The sequence below is a fragment of the Burkholderia territorii genome, from assembly GCF_902833055.1.
Classification (GTDB): domain Bacteria; phylum Pseudomonadota; class Gammaproteobacteria; order Burkholderiales; family Burkholderiaceae; genus Burkholderia; species Burkholderia territorii.
Genome location: NZ_CADFEJ010000025.1, coordinates 51,142 through 73,764 on the forward strand (window position 1 = coordinate 51,142; position 22,623 = coordinate 73,764).

Annotated in this window: 20 protein-coding genes; 11 read left to right on the top strand and 9 right to left on the bottom strand. The window is 67.1% G+C overall.

Features of this window, described 5'->3' with window-relative positions; all coding sequences use genetic code 11:
* Window positions 1–18: 18 nt before the first annotated feature.
* The 8 genes from HW466_RS27755 to HW466_RS27790 all read right to left on the bottom strand — a co-directional run bounded on the left by HW466_RS27755 (window position 19) and on the right by HW466_RS27790 (window position 8,661).
* Window positions 19–1,218: an MFS transporter gene (locus HW466_RS27755; protein WP_151007150.1), complete on the bottom strand. Its 1,200-nt coding sequence runs from the start codon at window positions 1,216–1,218 to the stop codon at window positions 19–21.
* 223 nt (window positions 1,219–1,441) lie between these two features.
* A complete protein-coding gene (locus HW466_RS27760; RefSeq protein ID WP_174905960.1) occupies window positions 1,442–2,266 on the bottom strand; it encodes a phosphodiesterase in 825 nt (274 codons plus the stop codon).
* A 38-nt stretch (window positions 2,267–2,304) separates the two neighbouring features.
* Window positions 2,305–3,336: an ABC transporter ATP-binding protein gene (locus HW466_RS27765; RefSeq protein ID WP_059545992.1), complete on the bottom strand. Its 1,032-nt coding sequence runs from the start codon at window positions 3,334–3,336 to the stop codon at window positions 2,305–2,307.
* A 24-nt stretch (window positions 3,337–3,360) separates the two neighbouring features.
* Window positions 3,361–4,257 carry an ABC transporter permease gene (locus HW466_RS27770; protein ID WP_059506006.1) on the bottom strand — a complete coding sequence of 299 codons (897 nt, stop codon included), beginning with the start codon at window positions 4,255–4,257 and terminating at the stop codon, window positions 3,361–3,363.
* Between the two features lie 10 nt (window positions 4,258–4,267).
* Window positions 4,268–5,092, bottom strand: a complete 825-nt coding sequence (locus tag HW466_RS27775; protein WP_059449408.1) for an ABC transporter permease — start codon at window positions 5,090–5,092, stop codon at window positions 4,268–4,270.
* Between the two features lie 16 nt (window positions 5,093–5,108).
* Window positions 5,109–6,137, bottom strand: a complete 1,029-nt coding sequence (locus HW466_RS27780; RefSeq protein WP_151005146.1) for an ABC transporter substrate-binding protein — start codon at window positions 6,135–6,137, stop codon at window positions 5,109–5,111.
* Between the two features lie 62 nt (window positions 6,138–6,199).
* A complete protein-coding gene (locus HW466_RS27785; protein ID WP_059449406.1) occupies window positions 6,200–7,225 on the bottom strand; it encodes a LacI family DNA-binding transcriptional regulator in 1,026 nt (341 codons plus the stop codon).
* Between the two features lie 878 nt (window positions 7,226–8,103).
* Window positions 8,104–8,661, bottom strand: a complete 558-nt coding sequence (locus HW466_RS27790; RefSeq protein ID WP_059449405.1) for a hypothetical protein — start codon at window positions 8,659–8,661, stop codon at window positions 8,104–8,106.
* Between the two features lie 231 nt (window positions 8,662–8,892).
* Here HW466_RS27790 and HW466_RS27795 point away from each other — a divergent pair, with 231 nt between their 5' ends.
* The 8 genes from HW466_RS27795 (at window position 8,893) to HW466_RS27830 (ending at window position 17,558) form a co-directional block, all read left to right on the top strand.
* Window positions 8,893–10,125, top strand: coding sequence for a lipase family protein (locus HW466_RS27795; protein WP_239006028.1), 1,233 nt, complete (start codon window positions 8,893–8,895; stop codon window positions 10,123–10,125).
* 347 nt (window positions 10,126–10,472) lie between these two features.
* Window positions 10,473–11,099 carry a flavin reductase family protein gene (locus HW466_RS27800; RefSeq protein WP_059449403.1) on the top strand — a complete coding sequence of 209 codons (627 nt, stop codon included), beginning with the start codon at window positions 10,473–10,475 and terminating at the stop codon, window positions 11,097–11,099.
* Window positions 11,100–11,501: 402 nt separating this feature from the next.
* The gene (locus tag HW466_RS27805) at window positions 11,502–12,734 is read left to right on the top strand and encodes a 3-methyl-2-oxobutanoate dehydrogenase (2-methylpropanoyl-transferring) subunit alpha (protein ID WP_151005148.1); all 1,233 of its coding nucleotides are present in this window, start codon (window positions 11,502–11,504) and stop codon (window positions 12,732–12,734) included.
* A gap of 2 nt (window positions 12,735–12,736) precedes the next feature.
* Window positions 12,737–13,780, top strand: coding sequence for an alpha-ketoacid dehydrogenase subunit beta (locus HW466_RS27810; RefSeq protein WP_059806161.1), 1,044 nt, complete (start codon window positions 12,737–12,739; stop codon window positions 13,778–13,780).
* A gap of 1 nt (window position 13,781) precedes the next feature.
* Window positions 13,782–15,119 (top strand): dihydrolipoamide acetyltransferase family protein, encoded by a 1,338-nt coding sequence (locus HW466_RS27815; RefSeq protein WP_174905959.1) that lies wholly within the window; start codon window positions 13,782–13,784, stop codon window positions 15,117–15,119.
* Between the two features lie 5 nt (window positions 15,120–15,124).
* A complete protein-coding gene (gene lpdA / locus HW466_RS27820) occupies window positions 15,125–16,516 on the top strand; it encodes a dihydrolipoyl dehydrogenase (protein WP_174905958.1) in 1,392 nt (463 codons plus the stop codon).
* 6 nt (window positions 16,517–16,522) lie between these two features.
* Window positions 16,523–16,843, top strand: coding sequence for a helix-turn-helix transcriptional regulator (locus HW466_RS27825; protein ID WP_239006029.1), 321 nt, complete (start codon window positions 16,523–16,525; stop codon window positions 16,841–16,843).
* An 85-nt stretch (window positions 16,844–16,928) separates the two neighbouring features.
* Complete coding sequence (locus HW466_RS27830) at window positions 16,929–17,558, top strand: NAD(P)H-binding protein (RefSeq protein ID WP_151005843.1); 630 nt, start codon at window positions 16,929–16,931, stop codon at window positions 17,556–17,558.
* Between the two features lie 72 nt (window positions 17,559–17,630).
* On the opposite strand, the gene HW466_RS27835 is transcribed toward HW466_RS27830, so the two are convergent.
* Entirely contained in the window at window positions 17,631–18,548 is a 918-nt protein-coding gene (locus HW466_RS27835; protein ID WP_151005841.1) for a LysR family transcriptional regulator, read from the bottom strand.
* Window positions 18,549–18,677: 129 nt separating this feature from the next.
* Here HW466_RS27835 and speB point away from each other — a divergent pair, with 129 nt between their 5' ends.
* The 3 genes from speB (at window position 18,678) to HW466_RS27850 (ending at window position 22,418) form a co-directional block, all read left to right on the top strand.
* Window positions 18,678–19,628, top strand: coding sequence for an agmatinase (speB, locus tag HW466_RS27840; protein WP_151005839.1), 951 nt, complete (start codon window positions 18,678–18,680; stop codon window positions 19,626–19,628).
* Window positions 19,629–19,994: 366 nt separating this feature from the next.
* On the top strand, window positions 19,995–20,672 hold the full coding sequence (locus tag HW466_RS27845) for an SOS response-associated peptidase family protein (RefSeq protein WP_151005838.1): 678 nt from the start codon (window positions 19,995–19,997) through the stop codon (window positions 20,670–20,672).
* A 315-nt stretch (window positions 20,673–20,987) separates the two neighbouring features.
* Window positions 20,988–22,418, top strand: a complete 1,431-nt coding sequence (locus HW466_RS27850; protein ID WP_151005835.1) for a purine-cytosine permease family protein — start codon at window positions 20,988–20,990, stop codon at window positions 22,416–22,418.
* The last annotated feature ends 205 nt before the right edge of the window (window positions 22,419–22,623 follow it).

Genomic DNA, 22,623 nt, shown 5'->3' on the forward strand with positions numbered 1-22,623 from the left:
GCCCGCGAGGGCCGGCGTTCAGCCGTGCCGTGCGCCGCGGTGGTGGAACCAGCCGGCGAGCGCGGTAAACAGCAGGCCCGCCGCGCACATGCCGAGCCAGCCGAACGCGTGCCACGCGGCGACGCCGGCCGACGAGCCGAGCGCGCCGCCGATGAAGTAGCACACCATGTAGACGGTGTTCACGCGGCTGCGTGCTTCGGGCTTCAACGCGTAGATGCGCGACTGGTTCGAGATCTGCGCGGCCTGCACGCCGACGTCCAGCACGATCACGCCGATCACGAGCCCGACGAGGCTCGTCCCCGACAGTGCGAAAATCACGAACGACACCGCGAGCAGCCCGATCGCGAGCGAGATGATCGCGATCGGGCCGCGCTTGTCCGCGAAACGGCCCGCGTATGGCGCTGCCAGCGCACCGGCCGCGCCGACGATCCCGAAGAGCCCCGCGGCCTGCGGGCCGAGGTGGAACGGCGCGCCGGCAAGCAGCAGCGTAAGCACCGGCCAGAACGCGCTGAACGCGGCGAAGAGCGCGGCGCCCGTCAGCGATGCCTCGCGCAGCCCGCGCAGTTCGACCGCGAGGTGCCACATCGAGCCGAGCAGCTTGCCGTACGACAGCGTCGACGTCGGCGAGCTGCGCGGCAGCCGCAGCACGATCACCGCGGCCAGTGCGACGAGCGCCGCGACCGAGGCACCGAACACCGCCCGCCAGCCGAAATATTCGGCGACGAAGCCGGCCGCCGTGCGCGCCAGCAGGATGCCGAGCAGCAGGCCGCTCATCACGGTACCGACCGCATGCCCGCGCTCGGCCGGCGGCGCGATTTCGGCCGCGAACGGCACTGCCTGTTGCGCGATCGTCGCGAGCACGCCGATCGCGAGGCTCGCGCCGGCGAGTACGGCCAGCGACGGCGCCGTCGCGGCCACGATCAGCGCGAGCGACAGGCCCGCAATCTGCATCAGGATCAGCCCGCGACGATCGAAACGGTCGCCCAGCGGCGCGAGCAGGAACATGCCGGCCGCATAGCCGAGCTGCGTCGCGGTCGGCACCGCGCCGATCCATGACGCGCCGTCGGGAAAGGCCGAGCGGAAGCTGTCGAGCAGCGGCTGGTTGTAATAGATGTTCGCGACCGACACGCCCGCGATCGTCGCGAGCAGCAACAGCAGGCTGCGCGAGTAGTGGGGCGAGGCGGCGTCGGTCGGACGGTCGGTGGAGGCGGCGGACATGGCGGCAATGGAACGGAGTTGGGCGGGCGGCCCTGCATCGGTTGCGCAGGCGCCGGGTGCCGATCGAGGGTGCCGATCATACCGGAGCACGGCGAATCCTGCCGGCCGGGCCGCCACGACCGGGCAGCAGGGCCGCGCGCCGCGGGCCGCCGATCCGCCGCCATCCAACGGTCTGCAGCGGCGACCGCCCGCACCCGCCCGTCATCGCGCGCGACGCGCGCGTTTAGTCCACCAGTTCGCCGCTCGGTTCATAGAACGGATAAGGCCCGTCGCCTTCGTCCACGTACACGTGATGGGACACCACGCCCGCTTCCGGCGTATGGACGTGCATCGCGAACGCCGGCGGCTCGAGCCGGAACGCGGAAGGCGCGTCCGGCCGCAAGTCGAACGCGACCTGGTGCGCGGGCGCCGGCACGGCCGACGCAAGCGTGCCGCCGAAGCGCGTGAACATCGTCCGGTGCACGTGGCCGCACAGCACGCGTTCGATATTCGGATGGCCGCGCAGCAGCGCATCGAGTTTCGCGGCGGCGGCGGGCGCGAGGCGCAGCGCGTCCATGTGTCCGATTCCGGATGCGAACGGCGGATGGTGCAGCGCGACGATCACGGGCCGGTCGCGCGCGGCGTCGAGCTGCGCGGCGAGCCACGCGAGTCGCGCGTCGCACAGATCGCCGTGGCTCGCGCCGGGCACCTGCGAATCGAGCGCGAGCACGCGCACGGCGCCGACGTCGAGTGCGTACTGCACGAATTCGCCGTCCTGCAATTCGGCGCGATCGGCGAACGCGCGGCGCAGCCCCGCACGATCGTCGTGGTTGCCGACCATCAGGTAATACGGAATCTCGAGCGGCGCGAGCAGGTCGCGCAAATGGCGGTATTCGTCGTCGTGACCGAAGTCGGTCAGGTCGCCCGTGACGAGCACCGCGTCGGGGCGCGGCACCAGCGCGTTCAGCTTCGCGATGCAGCGCGCGAGCGCGGCCGCGGTGTCGACGCGCCGGTACGCGAGCTGGCCCGGACGCTTGATGTGAAGATCGCTGATTTGAGCAAGCAGCATCGTTGTTCCTCGGAATATCTGATTATCGTGGGGCGTTGTCACGCGGCGAGTGCGATCAGGCCTTCCGCCGCGATCGCGAGCCCGACCGCCGTGCCGCGTGCGAGCTCGATGCGTCCCGGCACGTCGATCACGAGCGCGTCGGGCGCGGCGTGCTCGATCGTGAGCCGCGTGCGCTCGCCGAGGAATGCGCACGCGCCGATCGCGCCGCGCAGCGGCGCATGCGCGGGATCGGCGAGCTGTGCATCCTCCGGGCGGAAGAACCACTCGTCGGCGGCGTGCGGCGTGACGATCGAGCCTCCCGTCGTCACGAGCGCGCCATCGCGCCATTGTCCCGCAAGCCGGTTCAGCGTGCCGATGAACTGCGCGACCGTGCGGTTCGCCGGCCGGTAATAGATGTCGCGCGGCGTGCCGATCTGCTCGATGCGGCCCGCACCCATCACGACGATCCGGTCGCCGAGCTCCATCGCCTCGGCCTGGTCGTGCGTGACGTAGACGGTCGTCACGCCGAGCTCGCGCAGCAGCGCATTCATGTCGCGACGCAGCACGTCGCGCAGCTTCGCATCGAGCGCGGTCAACGGCTCGTCGAGCAGCAGCACGCGCGGGCGCACCGCGAGCGCGCGCGCGAGCGCGACACGCTGGCGCTGGCCGCCCGACAGCTGATCGACCGGCTTGTCCGCATGCGCGTCGAGCCGCATCATCGCGAGCAATTCGTCGACGCGCGCGCGCAGCGCGCGCGGCTCCGTCTTGCGGATCTTCAGCCCGTAGCCGACGTTGCCGCGCACCGTCAGGTTCGGGAACAGCGCGTAGTTCTGGAACACCATGCCGACCTGGCGGCGCTCGATCGGCAGCGCGGTCACGTCGTCGCCGCCGAACAGGATCGTGCCGCCGGCGTCCGGCGTGTCGAGGCCGGCGATCAGGCGCAGCGTCGTCGTCTTGCCGCAGCCCGACGGGCCGAGCAGCACGAGCGTCTCGCCCGCGCCGATCGACAGGTCGAGCGGCTCGAGCACGCGCGTGCCGCGGAACGTCTTCGCGCAGCGGGTCAGGGTGATGGAAGTGGATTCGAGTTTCATGGGAGCGGGAAGGTCAACGCAGGGTCAGCGCGGGCGACGCTTCAGCGCGCGCGTGCCGGACGGATCGACGCCCAGCCACTGCATCGCGACGAGAAGCGGCAGCGTCATCAGCAGGAACACGATCGTGTACGCGCTGCCGACTTCGAGGCGCAGCGATGCGTAGGTGTCGGCGAGTCCGACGGGCAGCGTCTTCGTATCGGGCGTGTGCAGCATCCACGTGAGGTTGAATTCGCCGATCGACAGCGTGAGTACCGCGAGCGCGCCCGCGACGATGCCGGGGCGCAGGTTCGGCAGCACGATCGTGACGAAGCGCGTGACGAACGACGCGCCGAGGCTCGCCGCGCCTTCCTCGAGCGTGCGCAGGTCGGCACCCGCGGCGACGGCCGCGACCGCGCGCACCATGAACGGCAGCGTGAACACGACGTGGCCGACGACGATGAACCAGAGGCTCATCCGGAACGCGGTGAAGCCGCCGTACACCACCAGCAGCGCGAGCGCGGACGCGAGGCCCGGCAGCGCGACCGGCAGCACGAGCGCTTCCTCGATCACACGGGCGACGCGATTCTTGCTGCGCGCGAGCGCATAGCCGGCCGGCACGCCGACGACGAGCACGATCGCGAGCGTCGCGAACGCGACGCCGAGCGACAGCACGACCGATCCCTGGTATTGCTGCCACACCTGTTCGAGCCAGCGCAGCGTGAGGCCGCTCGACAGTCCGCGGAAATAGTTGACGGTGAGGCCCGCGAGCACCGACATCACGACGGGCACGATCAGGAACGCGCACAGCAGCAGGGTGACGCCCCATTGCAGCGCGGCGATCGCACGCGCGCCCGACACGCGCGGTGCGCGGCGCGCGGCGCCGGTCGCGTGCGATGGGGCAGGCGCCGGCGACGGCGCGGACGAACCGGAAAGCGATTGCATGAAGGAATCCTCAGGCCGCGGCGGCGGCGGTGTGGCCGGTGAACCGGCGCGCGAGCGCGAGCACGGCCCACGTGACGATGCCGAGCACGATCGACAGGCCGGCGGCCGTCGCGATGTTCGCGTTCAGCGTGAATTCGGTGTAGATCGTCATCGGCAGCACGTTCAGGTCGGTGGCGAGCGTGAAGGCGGTGCCGAACGCGCCCATCGCGGTCGCGAAGCAGATCGCGCCGGCGGCGATCAGGCCCGGCGCGAGCGCCGGCAGCACGATGTCGGCGAAGATGCGCCACGGCGACGCGCCGAGCGAGCGCGCCGCTTCCTCGAGCGACGCGTCGAGCTTCGACGCGGCCGCGATCACCGTGACGATCACGCGCGGGATCGAGAAGTACAGGTAGCCGACGAACAGCCCGGCAACCGAATACGCGAACACCCACTTGTCGCCGGTCAGCTTCGCGGACAGCATTCCGATCAGCCCTTGCCGGCCGGCGAGCATGATCACCATGAAGCCGACCACGACGCCCGGGAACGCGAGCGGAAAGGTGAGCAGCGCGAGCAGCACGCGCTTGCCGGCGAATTCGCGACGTGCGAGCAGCAGGCCCGAGATCGTCGACAGCGCGAGCGTCGCGAGCGTGACGCCGGCCGACAACGCGACCGTTTCGCCGAGGCTCTTCATGTAGCGCGCGTTGCCGAGCAGTGCCGCGTACTGCGTGAAGAACGCGCCGTCGGCCGATACGTGCACGAGTGCCGCCATCGGCAGCAGCCAGAACGCGGCGAACACCGCCAGCGCCGGCGCGACGAGCGCGACGCGCCAGCGCAGCGGGAAAGTCAGGTCGAGCATGGCGTGAGTCCGGCGCTTACTGCATCACCTGCAGGTATTGTTGGCCGAACGCCTGCTGACCGGCCGCCATCTTGCCGAAGTCGACCGATTTCGCGCGCGCATATTCGCTCGCCGGCAGGAACTTCGCGGCGACGTCCGCGCCGAGCGTCTGCGCACGCACCGGGCGCAGGTATGCGTTGGCCCACAGCTTCTGGCCTTCGTCGGACAGCACGAAGTCGAGCACCTTCCGGCCGTTCGCATCGTGCGGCGCGCCCTTGACGAGGCTCATCACGTACGGCACCGCGATCGTGCCTTCCTTCGGAATCACGAACTCGACGTTCGCGTGATCCTTGTACTTCGCGCGATACGCATCGAAGTCGTAGTCGAGCAGAATCGGAATCTCGCCGGACAGCACGCGTGCATACGCGGTCTGCTTCGGCACGATCGGCGCGTTCGCCTTCAGCTTGCGGAACCAGTCGAGCGCCGGCTTGAAGTTGTCGAGGCTGCCGCCGAGCGCCTGGTTGACGGCGACCGCGCCCGCGTAGCCGACGAACGCGCTGGACGGATCGAGATAGCCGACCATGCCCTTGTATTCGGGCTTCAGCAGGTCCGCCCACGAACGCGGGACGGGCTTGCCGTCGAGCGCATCCTTGTTCACGAAGAAGCCGAGCGTGCCCGAGTGGATCGCGAACCAGTAGCCTTGCGGATCCTTCAGGTTCGCCGGGATGTCGTTCCAGTGCGTGGGCTTGTACGGCGCGATCACGTCCTTGTCCTTTGCCTGGAATGCCGACGACACGCCGAGATAGACGACGTCGGCGACCGGGCTCTTCTGCTCCGCGATCAGCTGCGCGATCGCCTGGCCGGAGTTCTTGTTGTCGAACGGCACGCGGATGCCGGTCTTCTGCTTGATTGCCGCGATCTGCGCGGCCCAGTCCGCCCATTCGGGCGGGCAGTTGTAGCAGATCGCGGTTTCGTCGGCGTGGGCAGCGGGGGCGAGCGCGACGAGCGCGGCGCAGGCGACGGGTGCGGCGAGCACGCGCAGCAGCGAGGTCAGGCGAAAGGACACGGTGGGTCTCCGGGCGGGGTGAGGGTATGTCGCCGCGCCGCGCGCGGTGGCGCGGCGCGTGTTCAGGCTTGGTGCAGCTGAAGGTCGGCGGCCGGCGACGCGACCGTCGCGCCGTCGCGTACCGTATGCGGCAGGATCAGCGACGTGCGCTCGATCGTCGCACCGCCAATGCATTCGACGAGACGCCGCCATGCATGGCGGCCGATGTCCTGGTTCGGCGTCGCGACGCTCGCAAGCGGCGGCGCGAGCAGCTCGCCGATCGCGATGCCGTCGAAGCCGAGCACCGACAGGTCGTCGGGAATCGAGAAGCCTGCTCGACGCAGGCCGCGCATCACGACCATCGCGAGCAGGTCGTTGCTGCAGAAGAGGGCGGTCGGGCGCGTGGCTTGCGCGGTCAGGTGCGCGAGCACCGCGTCGGGAAGCTCGGCCGCGTTGAAGTCGACTTCCACCGGCGGCAGCGTCGCGACGCCGGCTTCCTCGAGTGCCTGCGCGTAGCCCAGATGGCGCTGGCGTGCGCGATCCGACGCGGCGAGCGAGCCGGCCAGCATCAGCACGCGACGGTGGCCGCGCGCGGTCAGCAGACGGACGCCGTCATAGGCGGCGCGGCGGTTGTCGACCGACACCGACGGGCGGCGTTGCGTGTCGTTGTGCATCAGCACGTAATGCGGGCCGTCGCGGTCGAGCATGTCGAGCAGCGGATGCGTGTCCGCATCGGCGACGGTCAGGATCAGCCCCTCGACGCGTTGCTCGCGCAGCGTCTCGATCGCATGGCGTTCGCGCGCGGCGTCGTATTCGGTCGTCATCAGGATCAGCTTGAAGCCGGCTGCGGTCGCGAGTTCGTCGATGCCCTGCAGGCAGTCGGCGAACACCGGGTTCGACAGCGTCGGCACGACGACGCCGACCAGCCGCGTGCGCTCGCCGCGCAACTGCCGGCCGAGCGGGCTCGGGCGGAACTGCAGCGTGTCGATGGCGGTGCGGATCGTCGCCAGCGTGGCGGGGCTGACGGTGTGCGGCGCGTTGATCGCGCGCGAGACGGTAGCGATCGAGAAGCCGGCGAGTGCGGCGACGTCCTTGATGGTCGGGGTCATGGCGTGATGCGATGTAAACGTTTTCGGCGAGGAAATTATCGAAAACGTTTGTGACTTCGCGATGACGCATGAGACGTCTGTTTCGTCGACATTGCGATACAAACGTCAGATGTTTCAGCGCCCGGCGAGCGGGGCGGATTCGATTGTATCGGCGGATGCTGCGGTGCGGGGCGAAATCGACGACCGTGTCGCGTGGATGTCGAAGACGCCGGATGAATCCGCGCGTGCACGGTGCGCGCCGACATGCTGCATCGCGATGCAATACGCGTGAATCAGCTAATGCATGTGCAAGCAATGGTAGAATCGCGTCCGCCCTTTTGCCGGGGTGATGAAATTGGTAAACATAGCGGACTTAAATGATTGAGTGCCCGGCCGGAAACGGTCGGTGCAGAACCCTTCAAATTCGGCGAAACCCCTGATGCGCGACGCGCGTCGAGGCAACGCCGAGCCAAGCCTCGCGGTACAGCTCGAGCGAGGAAGGTGTAGAGACTAGACGGGGGGCGCCTAAGGCGCACGGGTGGCGATCACGCCCGCGCGCGACGGCGAAGGCATAGTCCAGCGCACGAACGGTGTCGTATCGACGACGCCGGCTTTGAAAGAAGCAGTGTGACGAAAATCCGCCGCCTTGATTGGCTTGCCGGTTCGAGTCCGGTCCCCGGCACCATTTCGTATTTGCCGACACGCGTCCGGGTCAGGCGGCGGCATGGGCCGAGCCGTTGCGTGCGCGCCAGCCGTTTCCTCTCCGGATCGATCTCTCGTCGACTCCACCATCCCGCTGCAGTTGTCGACGGCACGCATCGCCGTTGAAGGCGGGTTGGCGTATCGCCAGGATGGCGCCTCGGCCCAATGCCGTTGCACACGGGACCGAGGCTCGACGCCTAACCGCGCGTGATCATCCATGCACCGCTGCCGCTCCCTTCTCGATCCACCAGCAACGAAGCCGAGACGTTGTACAGGAAGCCGGATTGTCCTTCGCCCCGCGTATCGAGGAATCCGGCGCCGTTATTGAACGAATTCAGTAAAAATAGCTGGTCTTCGGTAATCAGCTTCGGATCGTTCTGGGGATTCGAGCGAATGAAAATATGCCAGGCGACGGATCCGGTGCCGCCCAGGCCGCCCGATGTAGCGACGTCGAGATTTTGGCCGTTATTGGCATTGTTATTGAACAGGGCCAGATAGCTGTTGTCCTTGACGCTCTGAAGCAGAATCTGGTCGCAACTGACGACGTTTTGCCCTTTGGGTTTCTGATTGAGCGGCGAAACGATAATCCATTGCGTTGCCGTTTCATTTCCGCTGAGCGACGAGACGGTTCCCACATAATCCTGGCCGCCATCGACTCGGGCAGGGCCGCCCACGCACAGATAACCGCCTTTCCAGTTGCCCCCGTAGCCGTTGGTGAGTCGAATAACATCGCCGTACTTCACGTAGTCTGCCATCGTTGTTCTCCGAGTTGTCATACGATGCTCGACGTGGCCACGTCGGATCGAATTCTAGTCGAAAATTCTTCAGAGGTAAGCGATGTTACGTGTCCGCACCAATTTATTCGCTTATCGAAAATATCGGGATGGTGATGCGATTATTTGAAACGGAGAACATCGATTTGGTGATGTTGAATTTATTCAATAAAAATAAGGGCCGGTATTTGACGTGAATCCGAAAATGGCTCAATGGCACCTGCCAATATCGACAGGTTGTTTCGCTTTAATGCGTGCGCCATTATTTGCGCGATTATTGCGAACCTGCGCCGTCTGCAATTGAAGAACCGTCGTTGCGCACCGAATGACATTTGCACCGGCGCAAGCGGCCAGGAGCCGGCGTTACTCGCAATGATTCCCTTCCGCAGTGCGACGACGAGGCGACGAACCATGACATCCAGCAAACTCGGGCAAATGCAGGTCAACCTCACGTTGGCCTATGTGCTGAACAACGCGGCCACGGACAAATTCGGACACGGCATCCAGCATCCGACAGCCCCGCAGGTGAAAAAGATCATCGTGGATCGCCTGAACGGATCGCGGATGACGCGGAACGATCAGTTTGCGATCGTTTGGGGGCCCGCCATCGTATCGGACGGGAATGGCTATGCCGCCAATGTCACGGCCGTGTTGCAATCGACCGCCACCGGCGAATATTCGGTCGTGACGAGCGGCACCAATTTCGAATCGCCGCTCGATCTCATGGGCGACTTTTCGTTCGGAACGCTTGAACCGTTCAGCGCGTATGTGCGGGACTGCCCGTCCGACGCACGCATATCGGCGGGTACCAACGGGGCGTTGTTTTACGTGCTGGACACGCCGGATTCAAGTCGCGTGAAGCTTGCAGACTTTCTGAGGACCGTGCAGCCGTCGTCGGTCGTCAACGTCATCGGGCACAGCCTCGGCGGCGCGCTGGCATCCGCGATCGTGTTGTACCTGAAGAATCAGAATGGCTTGCAGGCCCACACGTACAACTGCCAGACATTCGCGGGCCCGACAGCAGGCAATGCGGCATTTGCCGACTATTTCAACCAGCAAATGCGGGACCGTGCGGTGCGCGTGTTCAATTCGCGGGATATCGTTCCGATGGCCTGGAATGCGGACACCATTCTGCAGGTGAAGGACGTCTACAGCGATGCGGGGCTGGATACTCCGCTCGATACGAAGATTGCCGTCGATGCGGTTTCCGCGGCTACCCGGCCCCTGGCTTACGCGCAATGGGGAGCGGCCGATCTTTCAGCGTCGGTGACGACGCCGATGCAATACCGGCTCGACGGTACGGTGAATGGACACATCCGTGATTTCCACACGCAGGTTGGCTATCAGCATATCTACGAATACATGACGTGCCTCGATATGGCGCTGTCGGACATAGACATTCCCGGGCCGGGCCCCGGGCAAGTTGCATCGCCAATTGTTCGCTGAGGGTCGCACGAGTCCTGGGCTGCGTATCTGCGCGAACCAGGCCCGCACCAAGCGAAGCGCGCAAGCGGAAAGTCGCGCGAGGCAAAACGGCGCGGTGAAATGAATTGCGATGTCAAAGCCCGCTTCTGCGGGCTTTCTTGTCGATGGTGCCTGAGGAGCACGGCGGGCTGCACACGAGGACGGATGGCGCCACGCGCCGCACACGGAGGCGACTCGATGGAGGATGCCGTTACGAGCATGCCTGGCGGGACGTGGTGCCATCGCCGTGCGAGCGCGATGCGCGCTTCGCGTTTACCATCGCGATACGATCTATCCGAACAGATGTTCCCGCCGCAACGTCACTCGCCATGACCGACTCCACCTACCACTATTACGAACCCGCACAAGGCCACGGCCTCCCGCACGATCCGCTGAACGCGATCATCGGCCCGCGCCCGATCGGCTGGATTTCCTCCCGAGGCGCCGACGGCACGGTCAATCTCGCGCCGTACAGCTTCTTCAACGCGTTCAACTATCGTCCGCCGATCATCGGCTTTTCGAGCATCGCCGCGAAGGACAGCCTGCGCAACGTGCAGGAAACCGGCGAGTTCGTGTGGAACCTCGCGACGCGCGACCTTGCCGAGCGGATGAACCAGACCTGCGCTGCGGTGCCGTACGGCGTCAACGAATTCGACCTCGGCGGCCTGACCGCGATTGCGTCGCGCGTCGTCGACGTGCCGCGCGTGGCGGAAAGCGGCGTGAACTTCGAATGCAAGGTGACCGACGTGATCCCGCTGCGCGATCACCGCGGCATCGAGACTCCGGCGACGCTGGTGCTCGGCGAGGTCATCGCCGTGCATATTCGGCATGACCTGCTGAAGGACGGCATCTTCGACACGTTCGGCGCGGGCATCATTCTGCGTGCGGGCGGCCCGTCGGCGTACGCGCACGTGAGGCCCGACAGCCGCTTCGACATCGCGCGCCCCGACGCGTGATGCATCGCCCGCCGGGGCCACCCGGCGAGGCGGGCGCGCAAGCGCCCGACACACCAGGCCCCGCCCGGATCCAGGATTTCGCGGGGTCTTTTCCTTCGTATCGTCCGACATGCTCGTCGTCTACCGATCGGTCCGGCCTCGATACGCACGCTTCACCGGCTGTTGACGCATCGCAGCACGGGCGGCGTGCGTTCGCTCCACCAGCCGCACCGATCGTCCATCCACATCCGCCATGGCAAATCTGCTCACCCGCAACGAGCGGGTTGGTCATCGACGTTTCGCGCCATAAGGCATAGATTTTCAAGATTGGCGCGCTTATCCGTGCGCCAGCCCGCGCGCGAGCCGTCAACCGGCCGCGCGCTTCCATCAGCGTGAGACACAATCGAGCGTGGAGACGACACGATGAGCCTGTCAGAGCCATTGCGTCTGCATGTGCCGGAGCCCACCGGGCGTCCGGGCTGCAAGACGGATTTTTCCTATCTGCATCTGTCGCCGGCCGGCGCGGTCCGCCGCCCGCCGATCGACGTTGCGCCGGCGGACACCGCCCATCTCGCCCGCAGCCTGGTGCGCGTGCTCGACGATCACGGCGAAGCCCTCGGACCATGGGCGCCGGACCTCGACGATGCGCACCTGATCGCCGGGATGCGCGCGATGCTCAAGACGCGCATCTTCGACGCGCGCATGATGATCGCGCAGCGCCAGAAGAAGATTTCCTTCTACATGGTGAGCCTCGGCGAGGAGGCGATCGGCGCCGCGCACGCGATGGCGCTGCGCCATGGCGACATGTGCTTCCCAACCTACCGCCAGCAAAGCATCTTGATCGCGCGTGACGTGCCGCTCGAACGGATGATCTGCCAGTTGATGTCGAACGAGGGCGACCCGTTGAAGGGACGCCAGCTTCCGGTCATGTATTCGGACCGCGAAGCCGGCTTCTTCTCGATCTCGGGCAATCTCGCGACGCAGTTTATCCAGGCGGTCGGCTGGGCGATGGCGTCGGCAATCAAGGGCGACACGAAGATCTCGTCCGCGTGGATCGGCGACGGCGCGACCGCGGAATCCGACTTCCACACCGCGCTCACGTTCGCGCACGTGTATCGCGCGCCGGTCGTTTTGAACGTGGTCAACAACCAGTGGGCGATCTCGACGTTCCAGGCGATCGCGGGCGGCGAGGGCACGACGTTCGCCGGGCGCGGCGTCGGCTGCGGCATCGCTTCGCTGCGCGTCGACGGCAACGACTTCCTCGCGATCTACGCGGCATCGGCGTGGGCGGCCGAGCGCGCGCGCCGCAATCTCGGCCCGACGCTGATCGAGTGGGTGACCTATCGCGCCGGCGCGCACTCGACGTCGGACGATCCGTCGAAATACCGGCCGAGCGACGACTGGGCCCATTTCCCGCTCGGCGATCCGACCGCCCGCTTCAAGCAGCACCTGATCGCGAAGGGCATCTGGTCGGACAGCGCGCACGACGCGCTCACGGCCGAGCTGGAAGCCGAGGTGATCGCCGCGCAGAAGGAAGCGGAGAAGTTCGGGACGCTGGCCGACGACCGGATTCCGTCGCCGGCCTCGATGTTCGACGACGTGTACAAGGAGCTGCCCGCGCACCTGCGCCGTCAGCGCCAGGAACTGGGAGCGTGATCATGGCGCAACATGAAACGACGACGGCATCGGCGCAGCCGATGACGATGATCCAGGCGCTGCGCTCGGCAATGGACGTGATGCTCGCCCGCGACGACGACGTGGTCGTGTTTGGGCAGGACGTCGGCTACTTCGGCGGCGTGTTCCGCTGCACCGAGGGGCTGCAGGCGAAGTACGGCAAGTCGCGCGTGTTCGATGCGCCGATCTCGGAAGGCGGGATCGTCGGCGCCGCGGTCGGGATGGGCGCGTACGGATTGCGGCCGGTCTGCGAGATCCAGTTCGCGGACTACTTCTATCCGGCGTCCGACCAGATCGTGTCGGAAGGCGCGCGGCTGCGCTACCGCTCCGCGGGCCAGTTCACCGCGCCGATGACGATCCGGATGCCGTGTGGCGGCGGCATCTACGGCGGGCAGACGCACAGCCAGAGCCCGGAGGCGATGTTCACTCAGGTCTGCGGATTGCGTACGGTGATGCCGTCGAATCCGTACGACGCGAAAGGACTCCTGATCGCGTCGATCGAGAACGACGATCCGGTGATCTTCCTCGAGCCGAAACGCCTGTACAACGGGCCGTTCGATGGCCATCACGAGCGTCCGGTCACGTCGTGGCTCAAGCATCCGGGCAGCGCGGTGCCGGAAGGCTATTACACGGTGCCGCTCGATACGGCCGCCGTCGTGCGACCCGGCAACGACCTGACGGTGCTGACATACGGCACGACCGTGCACGTGTCGCTGGCGGCCGCCGAGGAAACCGGCATCGACGCGGAAGTGATCGACCTGCGCACGTTGTGGCCGGTCGATCTCGACACGATCGTCGCGTCGGTGCGCAAGACCGGTCGCTGCGTGGTGGTACACGAGGCGACGCGTACCTGCGGCTACGGCGCGGAGCTGGTGTCGCTCGTGCAGGAGCACTGCTTCTACCATCTCGAAGCGCCGATCGAGCGGACGACGGGCTGGGACACGCCGTATCCGCACGCGCAGGAATGGGCGTATTTCCCCGGGCCGGCCCGGGTCGGCGAAGCGTTGCGACGCGTGATGGAGGCCTGAGATGGGGATTCATGTCATCAAGATGCCGGATATCGGCGAAGGGATTGCCGAGGTCGAGCTGGTCGCCTGGCACGTGCAACCGGGGCAGACGATCGCCGAAGACCAGCCGCTCGCCGATGTGATGACCGACAAGGCGGCCGTGGAGATTCCGTCGCCGGTGGCCGGCAAGGTGCTGGAACTCGGCGGGCGGATCGGCGAGATGATGGCGGTCGGCAGCGAGTTGATCCGTCTCGAAGTCGAAGGCGACGGCAACCTGAAGCCTGGCGCGAAGGCGAGCGGGCCCGGCGCGGAGGTGGCGCAAGCTCCGGCGACGGCCGATGTGCGTGCCGAACCGTCTGATATCGATGAGGGATCCGAAGCACATGCGTCGCCGAAGGCGACGACGCACGCCGCGCCCCGCGTGCCGGCCGAGCCGCGCCGCGCGGAACACGCGGTGCCGCCGCGCGCGGCACTCGCGCCGGGTGAACGGCCGCTCGCGTCGCCGGCGGTACGCCAGCGCGCATGGGACATGGGCATCGAGCTGCGCTACGTGCGCGGCACGGGCGAAGCCGGGCGGATCCTGCATGCGGACCTCGATGCGTATGCACGCACGGGCGGCGGCGCTGCACGCGGATCGCAAGCGCGCGGCTACGACGAACGCAACGACGAAACCGACGTGCCGGTAATTGGCCTGCGCCGCGCGATCGCGCGCAAGATGCAGGAAGCGAAGCGCCGCATTCCGCACTTCACTTACGTCGAGGAGGTCGACGTCACCGAGCTCGAATCGCTGCGCGCCGAGTTGAACCGGCGTCACGGCGACACGCGCGGCCGCCTCACGCCGCTGCCGCTGCTGATCCGAGCGATGGTGATCGCGCTGCGCGAGTTCCCGCAGATCAACGCGCGCTACGACGACGAAGCCGGTGTCGTCACGCGCTACGGCGCGGTGCACATGGGCGTCGCGACGCAGACGGACGGCGGTCTCACCGTGCCGGTGCTGCGGCATGCGGAAGCGCGCGACGTGTGGTCGATCTCGGCGGAAATCGCGCGGCTCGCCGACGCGGTGCGCGCGAACCGCGCGCAGCGCGACGAGCTCACGGGCTCGACGATCACGATCTCGAGCCTCGGTGCGCGCGGCGGCATCGTGTCGACGCCGGTCATCAACCATCCCGAGGTCGGCATCGTCGGCGTGAACCGGATCGTCGAGCGGCCGATGATCCGCGACGGCGCGATCGTCGCGCGCAAGATGATGAACCTGTCGTCGTCGTTCGATCATCGCGTCGTCGACGGCGCGGACGCGGCCGAATTCATCCAGGCCGTGCGCGGATTGCTCGAGCGCCCGGCGCTGCTGTTCGTGGAGTGAGAACGATGAAGAACGAACACACCACATTGCTCGTGATCGGCGGCGGACCGGGCGGTTACGTCGCCGCGATTCGCGCGGGACAGCTCGGTATTCCGACGGTGCTCGTCGAGCGCGAACGGCTCGGCGGCACGTGCCTGAACATCGGCTGCATTCCGTCGAAGGCGCTGATCCACGTCGCCGACGCGTTCGAGCAGGCATGCGGGCAGGCCGGCGACGGAATGCTCGGGATTCGCGTGCGCGCGCCGGAGATCGACATCGCGAAAAGCGTCGCGTGGAAGGACGGCATCGTCGAGCGGCTCACGCGCGGCGTCGGCGCGCTGCTGAAGAAGCACGGCGTGCGCGTGCTGCACGGCGACGCGCGCGTGGTCGACGGCAAGACGGTTGACATCATCGCGGGCGACCACACGACGCGGATCGCCTGCGAGCACCTGTTGCTCGCGACCGGCTCGGAACCGGTCGCGCTGCCGTCGATGCCGTTCGGCGGGCACGTCGTGTCGTCGACGGAGGCGCTGTCGCCCGCGTCGTTGTCGAAGCGGCTGGTCGTCGTCGGTGCCGGGTACATCGGACTGGAACTCGGATTCGTCTATCGCAAGCTCGGCGTCGACGTCACCATCGTCGAGGCGGCCGAGCGCGTGCTGCCCGCGTACGACGCCGAACTCGCGAAGCCGGTCGCCGATTCGCTCGCGCGGCTCGGCGTCGGGCTGCGGCTCGGCCACACGGTGCTCGGTCTCGCGAGCGACGGCGCGGTGCGCGTACAGGCACCCGACGGCGCGCAGAGCACGCTGGCGGCCGATCGCGTGCTGGTCGCGGTGGGCCGACGGCCGCGCGTCGACGGCTTCGGGCTCGAATCGCTGCCGCTCGATCGCAATGGCCGCGCGCTGCGCATCGATGACGAATGCAGGACGTCGATGCGCAACGTATGGGCGATCGGCGACGTGGCCGGCGAGCCGATGCTCGCGCATCGCGCGATGGCGCAGGGCGAGATGGTGGCCGAGCTGATCGCCGGACGCCGCCGCAAGTTCACGCCGGCATCGATTCCGGCCGTGTGCTTCACCGATCCTGAAGTCGTCACGTCCGGCTGGTCGCCCGACGACGCGAAGGCGGCCGGCGTCGACTGCATCAGCGCGTCGTTTCCGTTCGCGGCGAACGGCCGCGCGATGACGCTGCAGGCGAACGACGGCTTCGTGCGCGTCGTCGCGCGGCGCGACACGCACCTGATCGTCGGTTGGCAGGCGGTCGGTCGCGGCGTGTCGGAACTGGCCGCGGCGTTCTCGCAGTCGCTCGAGATGGGCGCGCGGCTCGAGGACATCGGCGGCACGATCCACGCGCATCCGACGCTCGGCGAAGCGATGCAGGAGGCGGCGTTGCGCGCGCTCGGGCATGCGCTGCACGTGTGAGCGCGCATGATCGACCGAAGCCCCGCCGCGGCGGGGCTCGTTGTTTGTGTCGACTGCCGGCGGCGGCTTCGGATTTCCCGCACCGGGTTCGACATTGTCTTCCGCGGACGGCTGCGGGAAGAGGGCGCGTGTTTCCGTGGCGTCTCGAACGGAATGCGCAAGACGCGCGCGCAGGCGCTAGTCGCTGAAGGGCGGCCGTCGATCGAGGAGATCGCGGAGGAGCCGCGGTTCAGCGACATGTCCTCTTTCGCGCAGGCGTACAAGCGCCAGGCCGGTGTCGCACCGTGCGTGTCGCGGCAGGCGGGAACGCGCTCGTGGCGGGCGTGATGCGGGTTGTGGTTGACCCTCCGGCGCGGAGCGTTCATCGTGTCGGTTCACGTCGATTCACCAGCGTCACACGGAATGACTGCCCATGAAACTGTTGCTCGTCGGCGCGACCGGACTCGTCGGGCGCCACGTCCTTGATGCCGCGCTCGCCGACGCGCGGGTGGACCAGATCGTCGTGCTCGCGCGCCGGCCGTTGTCGCCGCATCCGAAAATGCGCGCGCTGGAAGTCGACTTCGATCACCTGCCCGAGGCGGCCGACTGGTGGCAGGCCGATGCGGTGATCTGCACGCTCGGCACCACGATGCGCGTCGCGGGCTCGCAGCCCGCATTCCGGCGCGTCGATCACGACTATCCGCTCGCGGTCGCGCGGCTCGCGCACCGGGCTGGCACGCCGACCTACGTACTCAGTTCCGCGCTCGGTGCCGATCCGCGCTCACGCATCTTCTACAACCGCGTGAAGGGCGAGGTCGAACGCGCGCTCGCGGGCGTGGGGTTCGCGTCGCTTACCTGCGTGCGGCCGGGCCTGATCGGTGGCAGCCGCGACGAATTCCGCTTCGGCGAACGGATGCTGGTGCTTGCGTTGAGCGCCGCCGGTCCGCTGCTGCCGAGGAAGTGGCGCGTCAATCCCGCACTGCGCATTGCGCGCGCGCTGCTCGACGCCGCGCTCGACGCGCGTCCGGGCGTGCACGTGATCGGTTCGGAGCAGCTCGCCTGAACTGATACGCGCACCGACCCGGTGCCGATACCTCGGGCCGGCGCGCAAGCACGAACGAACCGCCCGAACCGGCTAGTCGCGCCCGACATCGTCAAGCGGTCCGAACTGTTCCGCGAGGGCATCGCAGAACGCGTCGAGCACTTCGCTGCCGTCGCTGTTGCGCGGCGTCGCGAGCTGGAATTCAACGGCGTGGCTCAACTTGCCCGGCAGCAGCCTGCGCATCTTGCCCGCCGCGACCCACGGCGCCGCGACATGGTCGGGCAGGAAGCCGACGTGCGCGCCGGACAGGATGAAGATCACGTCCGCATCGACGTTTTCGGAGAACGCGGTCGGCCGCGTATTGCGCAGCGCCGAGCCGGCGGTGCCGGTCTTGTAGAGCCGCGCGACGTTGCTCGCGCGTTCGACGTCGTTGACCGACACGGTTCGCTTGGCGGCCAGCGGATGCCGCGCGCCGCAATAGAGCGACTGCTGCTCGACGAACAGCGGCACATGGTTCAGGCCGGCCTGGTGCCCGGAGAAATACCCGATCGCGAGCTGCAGCTCGCCTTTCAGCAGCTTGCGCTCCAGTTCATCGGGCGCGACCGCGAGCATTTCGACCAGCACGTCCGGCGCCTGCGTGCGAAAACGGCCGACGGCCGTCGCGATCGCTTCGACGACGTCCGGCGCGAGCCGCTCGGACAAGCCGATGCGCAGCTCGCCGAGCAGCGTGCCCGACACGTGCTGCGTATCGCGCGTGAAGGCGTCCATCGCCTGCAGCAGGCGCCGGGTCGACTGCAGCACGCGTTCACCCTTCGGCGTGAGCCGGAAGCCGCTTTTGCCGCGCTCGCACAGCCGGAAGCCGATGCGCGTCTCGAGCTTGGCCATCTGCGTGCTGATCGTCGACGGCGCCATCCCGAGCGTGCCTTGCGCCGCGCTGAAGCCGCCGCTCTCGACGATCGTGACGAAGAGCCGAAGCAACTGCACATCCATGTCTCTCAATCGGGTCAGCATGACGATACATCGCGTTTTGTGAAGTCAGCTTATGTTAGTTCATATTTTTCGTTGGATGACGCCACGGCAGAATCCGGCACGAGGTCGCGAGCCGCGCGACCGCGTTCTCCCCACGACAGGAATCCGACCATGACCCAGAACGATCTCGCGTTCACGCGCGACACCCTTTACGGCACGCAGGCCGAACCGACCTTCGCCGGTGCGACGAGCTTCATGCGCCGGCGCTTCAGCCGCGATCTCGACGGCGTCGATCTCGCGATCACCGGCGTGCCGTTCGATGCGGCCGCGTCGCACCGGCCCGGCACGCGCTTCGGTCCGCGCGGGCTGCGGATCGCGTCGACCGGCATCGCGTGGGAACGTCCGTGGCCGTGGGCATTCGATCCGTTCGACGTGCTCGCGGCGGTCGACTACGGCGACTGCGCGTTCGATCTCGGGCAGCCCGAATCGGTGCCGGGCGCGATCGAACGCCATGCGGACGCGATTCTCGCGCGCGGCTGCGCGATGCTGACGCTCGGCGGCGATCACTTCATCACGTATCCGTTGCTGAAGGCGCATGCGAAGGTGCACGGGCCGCTGTCGCTCGTGCATTTCGACGCGCACACCGACACGTGGCCCGATCTCGACGTGAAGCGGATCGATCACGGCACGATGTTTTATCACGCGGCGCGGGAGGGATGGGTCGTGCCCGAACGCTCGACGCAGGTCGGGATTCGCACGACCAACGACGAGCCGATGGGCTTCGAGATCCAGGATGCGCGCAGCGTGCATGCGTCGACGCCCGCGGCGGTCGCCGCGCGGATCCGCGAGCGCGTCGGCGATCATCCCGTGTACCTGACGTTCGACATCGACTGTCTCGATCCGGCCTTCGCGCCCGGCACGGGCACGCCGGTGTCGGGCGGACTGTCGAGCCACCAGGCGCTCGAGATCCTGCGCGGGCTCGACGGCATCAACCTGGTCGGAATGGACGTGGTCGAAGTGTCGCCGCCGTACGACCATGCGGAAATCACGTCGCTGGCCGGTGCGACGATCGCGCTGGAACTCATCTGCCTGTATGCGTCGCGCCGTCGCGGCGCACGCTGACGGAAAGGGCAAGCGATCGACGCTGCATGAACCGCGCTACCGCCGCGCCGTGCCCGACGATGCGGCTGATGCATCGCGTTGCGCGGCACGGCGCGAGCGGCTGCTTCGGTACGTAATCGATGCGCTCGCGGCGAACGGCTTCGCGACGCTGTTCGTCGTTTGCTCGACGGATCCGGCCGCGCATTCATGCGATTTCTGCCGACGTCTCCGCCCGACGTCGACCGGCAAGCTGGACCACGCGGGCGATGAAATCCGCACGCGGCGGGACGGGCAGACGTAAGACTGTTTCGTCATACCACACGATGGCGAAACGTGGCGTGCGCGCTGACCTACGATGAAGACATTGCGTCCATCGCCCGCCCAACCGTGTGCACCCACTACCGCGCCCCTGATGAAGACCCGGGTATCAGCGAGCTGAGGATCGGCATCGGCGACCTGTTTCGTCGCGATCCTTGGGAGCCCGACGTATATCCGGATTACGCGGCACCCATTGCGCGTGCCGACGGCGATGGTCTCGCGGTCGTTCGCGCGGTGTTCGGTTTCTGGCCGAAGTTCATGCAGCCAGAGCGGTTCGACGAACACGGCCGCAAGCGGAAGAAACTCGATACGGTGAACGCGCGCGCGGAAACGGTCGGTTCTTCGCGGCTCTACGGCAACGCCTGGCGCAACGGCCAGCGCTGCCTGATTCCGGTACGCTGGATCTTCGAGCCCTGCTACGAAACGGGCCGCAACGTATGGCACCGGATCGGTGTCGACGGCTGGCAACCATGCTGCGTCGCCGGCCTCTGGCGACGTTACGAAACGGCCGACGGCCGCGAGTGCATCGGCATGACGATGCTCACGGTCAATGCCGACGACCATCCGGTGTTCGCGCGCATGCATCGGCCCGGCGACGAGAAGCGCGGTGTCGTGATGCTGCGCCGCGACGACTACGACGCATGGCTGCACACGCGCGACATCGAGTCTGCGCGACACATGCTGTTTCTGCTGCCCGCCGACGAGATGATTGCCGCACCCGATCAGGCGTCGCCCGCCGGCACCTGAGATTTCGTTTTACCTTCATTTTTCCTACGCGTAACCAACATCCACGGTCGCCGGCCGTGCGCGATTTTTCGTGCGTTCGACAAGACTGCGGAACACCGGGTAATCCCCGATATCGTCCGAGTTGTATATACAAGATCATCCGCTGGCATTGTCGGCGCGAATCGTACCGGCCGTGCGCGAGCGTGCAGCCGTGCGCTGCGCGTGCTTCGGCGATTCACGGCGCGCCGGCCCGCCGGGGCGAGAAGGGCGGCTCGGCACGTTTCCCGTCTTGTCGTCAAAATCATTTGCGATCCTCAGCATCTTGGAGATTTTCCCGTGTCAACGAATCCCAGTGGAAAGGCCGGTGGTCTGATCGAGGTACGCTCGATCGATTTCATTCCCGACGCGGAGCGCCACGGCGGGCTGCTGAGCCAGTTCACGTTGTGGCTGTCGGCGAACATGCAGATCACGGCCATCGTCACGGGCGCGCTGGCCGTCGTGCTCGGCGGCGACGTGTTCTGGTCGCTCATCGCGTTGCTGCTTGGCCAGCTCGTCGGCGGCGCGGTGATGGCGCTGCACGGCGCGCAAGGGCCGCAACTCGGCTTGCCGCAGATGATCTCGAGCCGCGTGCAGTTCGGCGTCTACGGCGCGATGATCCCGATCGTGCTCGTGTGCCTGATGTACGTCGGCTTCTCCGCCAGCGGCTCGGTGCTCGCCGGGCAGGCCGTCGCGCAACTGCTGCAGGTCGACGACGCGGCCGGCATCCTGCTGTTCGCGGCCGTGATCGTCGTGCTGACGGTATTCGGCTATCGCGCGATCCACTTCGTCGGGCGCATCGCCAGCGTGATCGGCATCGTCGCGTTCGTCTACATGTTCGCGCAGTTGTTCGCGAACCACGACGTCGGCGCGCTGCTCGCGAACCGGCACTTTTCACTCGCGAGCTTCCTGCTGTCGATGTCGCTGTCCGCATCGTGGCAGATCGCGTTCGGCCCGTACGTCGCCGATTATTCACGCTACCTGCCGCGCTCGACCTCGTCGGCCGCCACGTTCCTCGCGGTGGGCCTCGGCTCGGTGATCGGCGCGCAGGCGGCGATGGTGTTCGGTGTGTTCGCGGCCGCGCTGGCCGGCAGCCAGTTCGCGCACCACGAGGTGTCCTATATCGTCGGCCTCGGCTCGACGGGCGCCGTGGCTGCGTTGCTGTATTTCAGCATCGCATTCGGCAAGGTGACGGTGACCGCGCTCAACGCATACGGCAGCTTCATGTCGATGGCGACGATCGTCAGCGGGTTTCGCGGCAAGCGGGCGGTGTCGTCACGCAGCCGTCTCGTGTACATCTTCGGGATGATCTGCGTGTCGACGCTGATCGCGCTCGCCGGCCGCCATTCGTTCCTGAAGGAATTCACCGCGTTCATTCTGTTCCTGCTCGCGTTCTTCACGCCGTGGAGCGCGATCAACCTGGTCGACTATTACTGCTTCACGCGCTCGCGCTACGACGTGCCGGCGCTGTCCGATCCGGACGGTCGCTATGGCCGCTGGAACGTGATGGCGATCACGATCTACGTGCTCGGCATCCTGGTGCAGCTGCCGTTCATGTCGACCCACATCTACACGGGCCCGCTCGTCGACGCGCTCGGCGGCACCGACATCTCGTGGATCCTCGGCCTGGTCGTGCCGGCCGTGCTGTATTACGTCGGTGCGCGCGCGTCGCGACGCAGCATCCCCGAACGCCTGATCCTGCCGCTCGAACGCGGCGAGGTTCACCACTGAATTGTCTCGATCCGCTGCGAACGATGCAGCGCGTGGAGGCAGCATGCGCGCGCAGCCCGTGAGGCGCGGCGTTCGACGATTCGCGCCGGTGTGGCGCTCCACGGAAAAAAGCCCCGGTCACAGGGGGGCCGTGACCGGGGCAAAAAGCATCCTCTCTTTGGCACGAGGGTTGGATGCGGGCGCAGTATATTTCGGGGCCTGACAT

Excerpts from the sequence above, each read along its gene's own strand:
- HW466_RS27755 (WP_151007150.1), bottom strand. The coding sequence starts at position 1,218 with ATGTCCGCCGCCTCCACCGACCGTCCGACCGACGCCGCCTCGCCCCAC.
- HW466_RS27760 (WP_174905960.1), bottom strand. The coding sequence starts at position 2,266 with ATGCTGCTTGCTCAAATCAGCGATCTTCACATCAAGCGTCCGGGCCAG.
- HW466_RS27765 (WP_059545992.1), bottom strand. The coding sequence starts at position 3,336 with ATGAAACTCGAATCCACTTCCATCACCCTGACCCGCTGCGCGAAGACG.
- HW466_RS27770 (WP_059506006.1), bottom strand. The coding sequence starts at position 4,257 with ATGCAATCGCTTTCCGGTTCGTCCGCGCCGTCGCCGGCGCCTGCCCCA.
- HW466_RS27775 (WP_059449408.1), bottom strand. The coding sequence starts at position 5,092 with ATGCTCGACCTGACTTTCCCGCTGCGCTGGCGCGTCGCGCTCGTCGCG.
- HW466_RS27785 (WP_059449406.1), bottom strand. The coding sequence starts at position 7,225 with ATGACCCCGACCATCAAGGACGTCGCCGCACTCGCCGGCTTCTCGATC.
- HW466_RS27790 (WP_059449405.1), bottom strand. The coding sequence starts at position 8,661 with ATGGCAGACTACGTGAAGTACGGCGATGTTATTCGACTCACCAACGGC.
- HW466_RS27795 (WP_239006028.1), top strand. The coding sequence starts at position 8,893 with ATGGCACCTGCCAATATCGACAGGTTGTTTCGCTTTAATGCGTGCGCC.
- HW466_RS27800 (WP_059449403.1), top strand. The coding sequence starts at position 10,473 with ATGACCGACTCCACCTACCACTATTACGAACCCGCACAAGGCCACGGC.
- HW466_RS27805 (WP_151005148.1), top strand. The coding sequence starts at position 11,502 with ATGAGCCTGTCAGAGCCATTGCGTCTGCATGTGCCGGAGCCCACCGGG.
- HW466_RS27810 (WP_059806161.1), top strand. The coding sequence starts at position 12,737 with ATGGCGCAACATGAAACGACGACGGCATCGGCGCAGCCGATGACGATG.
- HW466_RS27815 (WP_174905959.1), top strand. The coding sequence starts at position 13,782 with ATGGGGATTCATGTCATCAAGATGCCGGATATCGGCGAAGGGATTGCC.
- lpdA (WP_174905958.1), top strand. The coding sequence starts at position 15,125 with ATGAAGAACGAACACACCACATTGCTCGTGATCGGCGGCGGACCGGGC.
- HW466_RS27825 (WP_239006029.1), top strand. The coding sequence starts at position 16,523 with ATGATCGACCGAAGCCCCGCCGCGGCGGGGCTCGTTGTTTGTGTCGAC.
- HW466_RS27830 (WP_151005843.1), top strand. The coding sequence starts at position 16,929 with ATGAAACTGTTGCTCGTCGGCGCGACCGGACTCGTCGGGCGCCACGTC.
- HW466_RS27835 (WP_151005841.1), bottom strand. The coding sequence starts at position 18,548 with ATGCTGACCCGATTGAGAGACATGGATGTGCAGTTGCTTCGGCTCTTC.
- speB (WP_151005839.1), top strand. The coding sequence starts at position 18,678 with ATGACCCAGAACGATCTCGCGTTCACGCGCGACACCCTTTACGGCACG.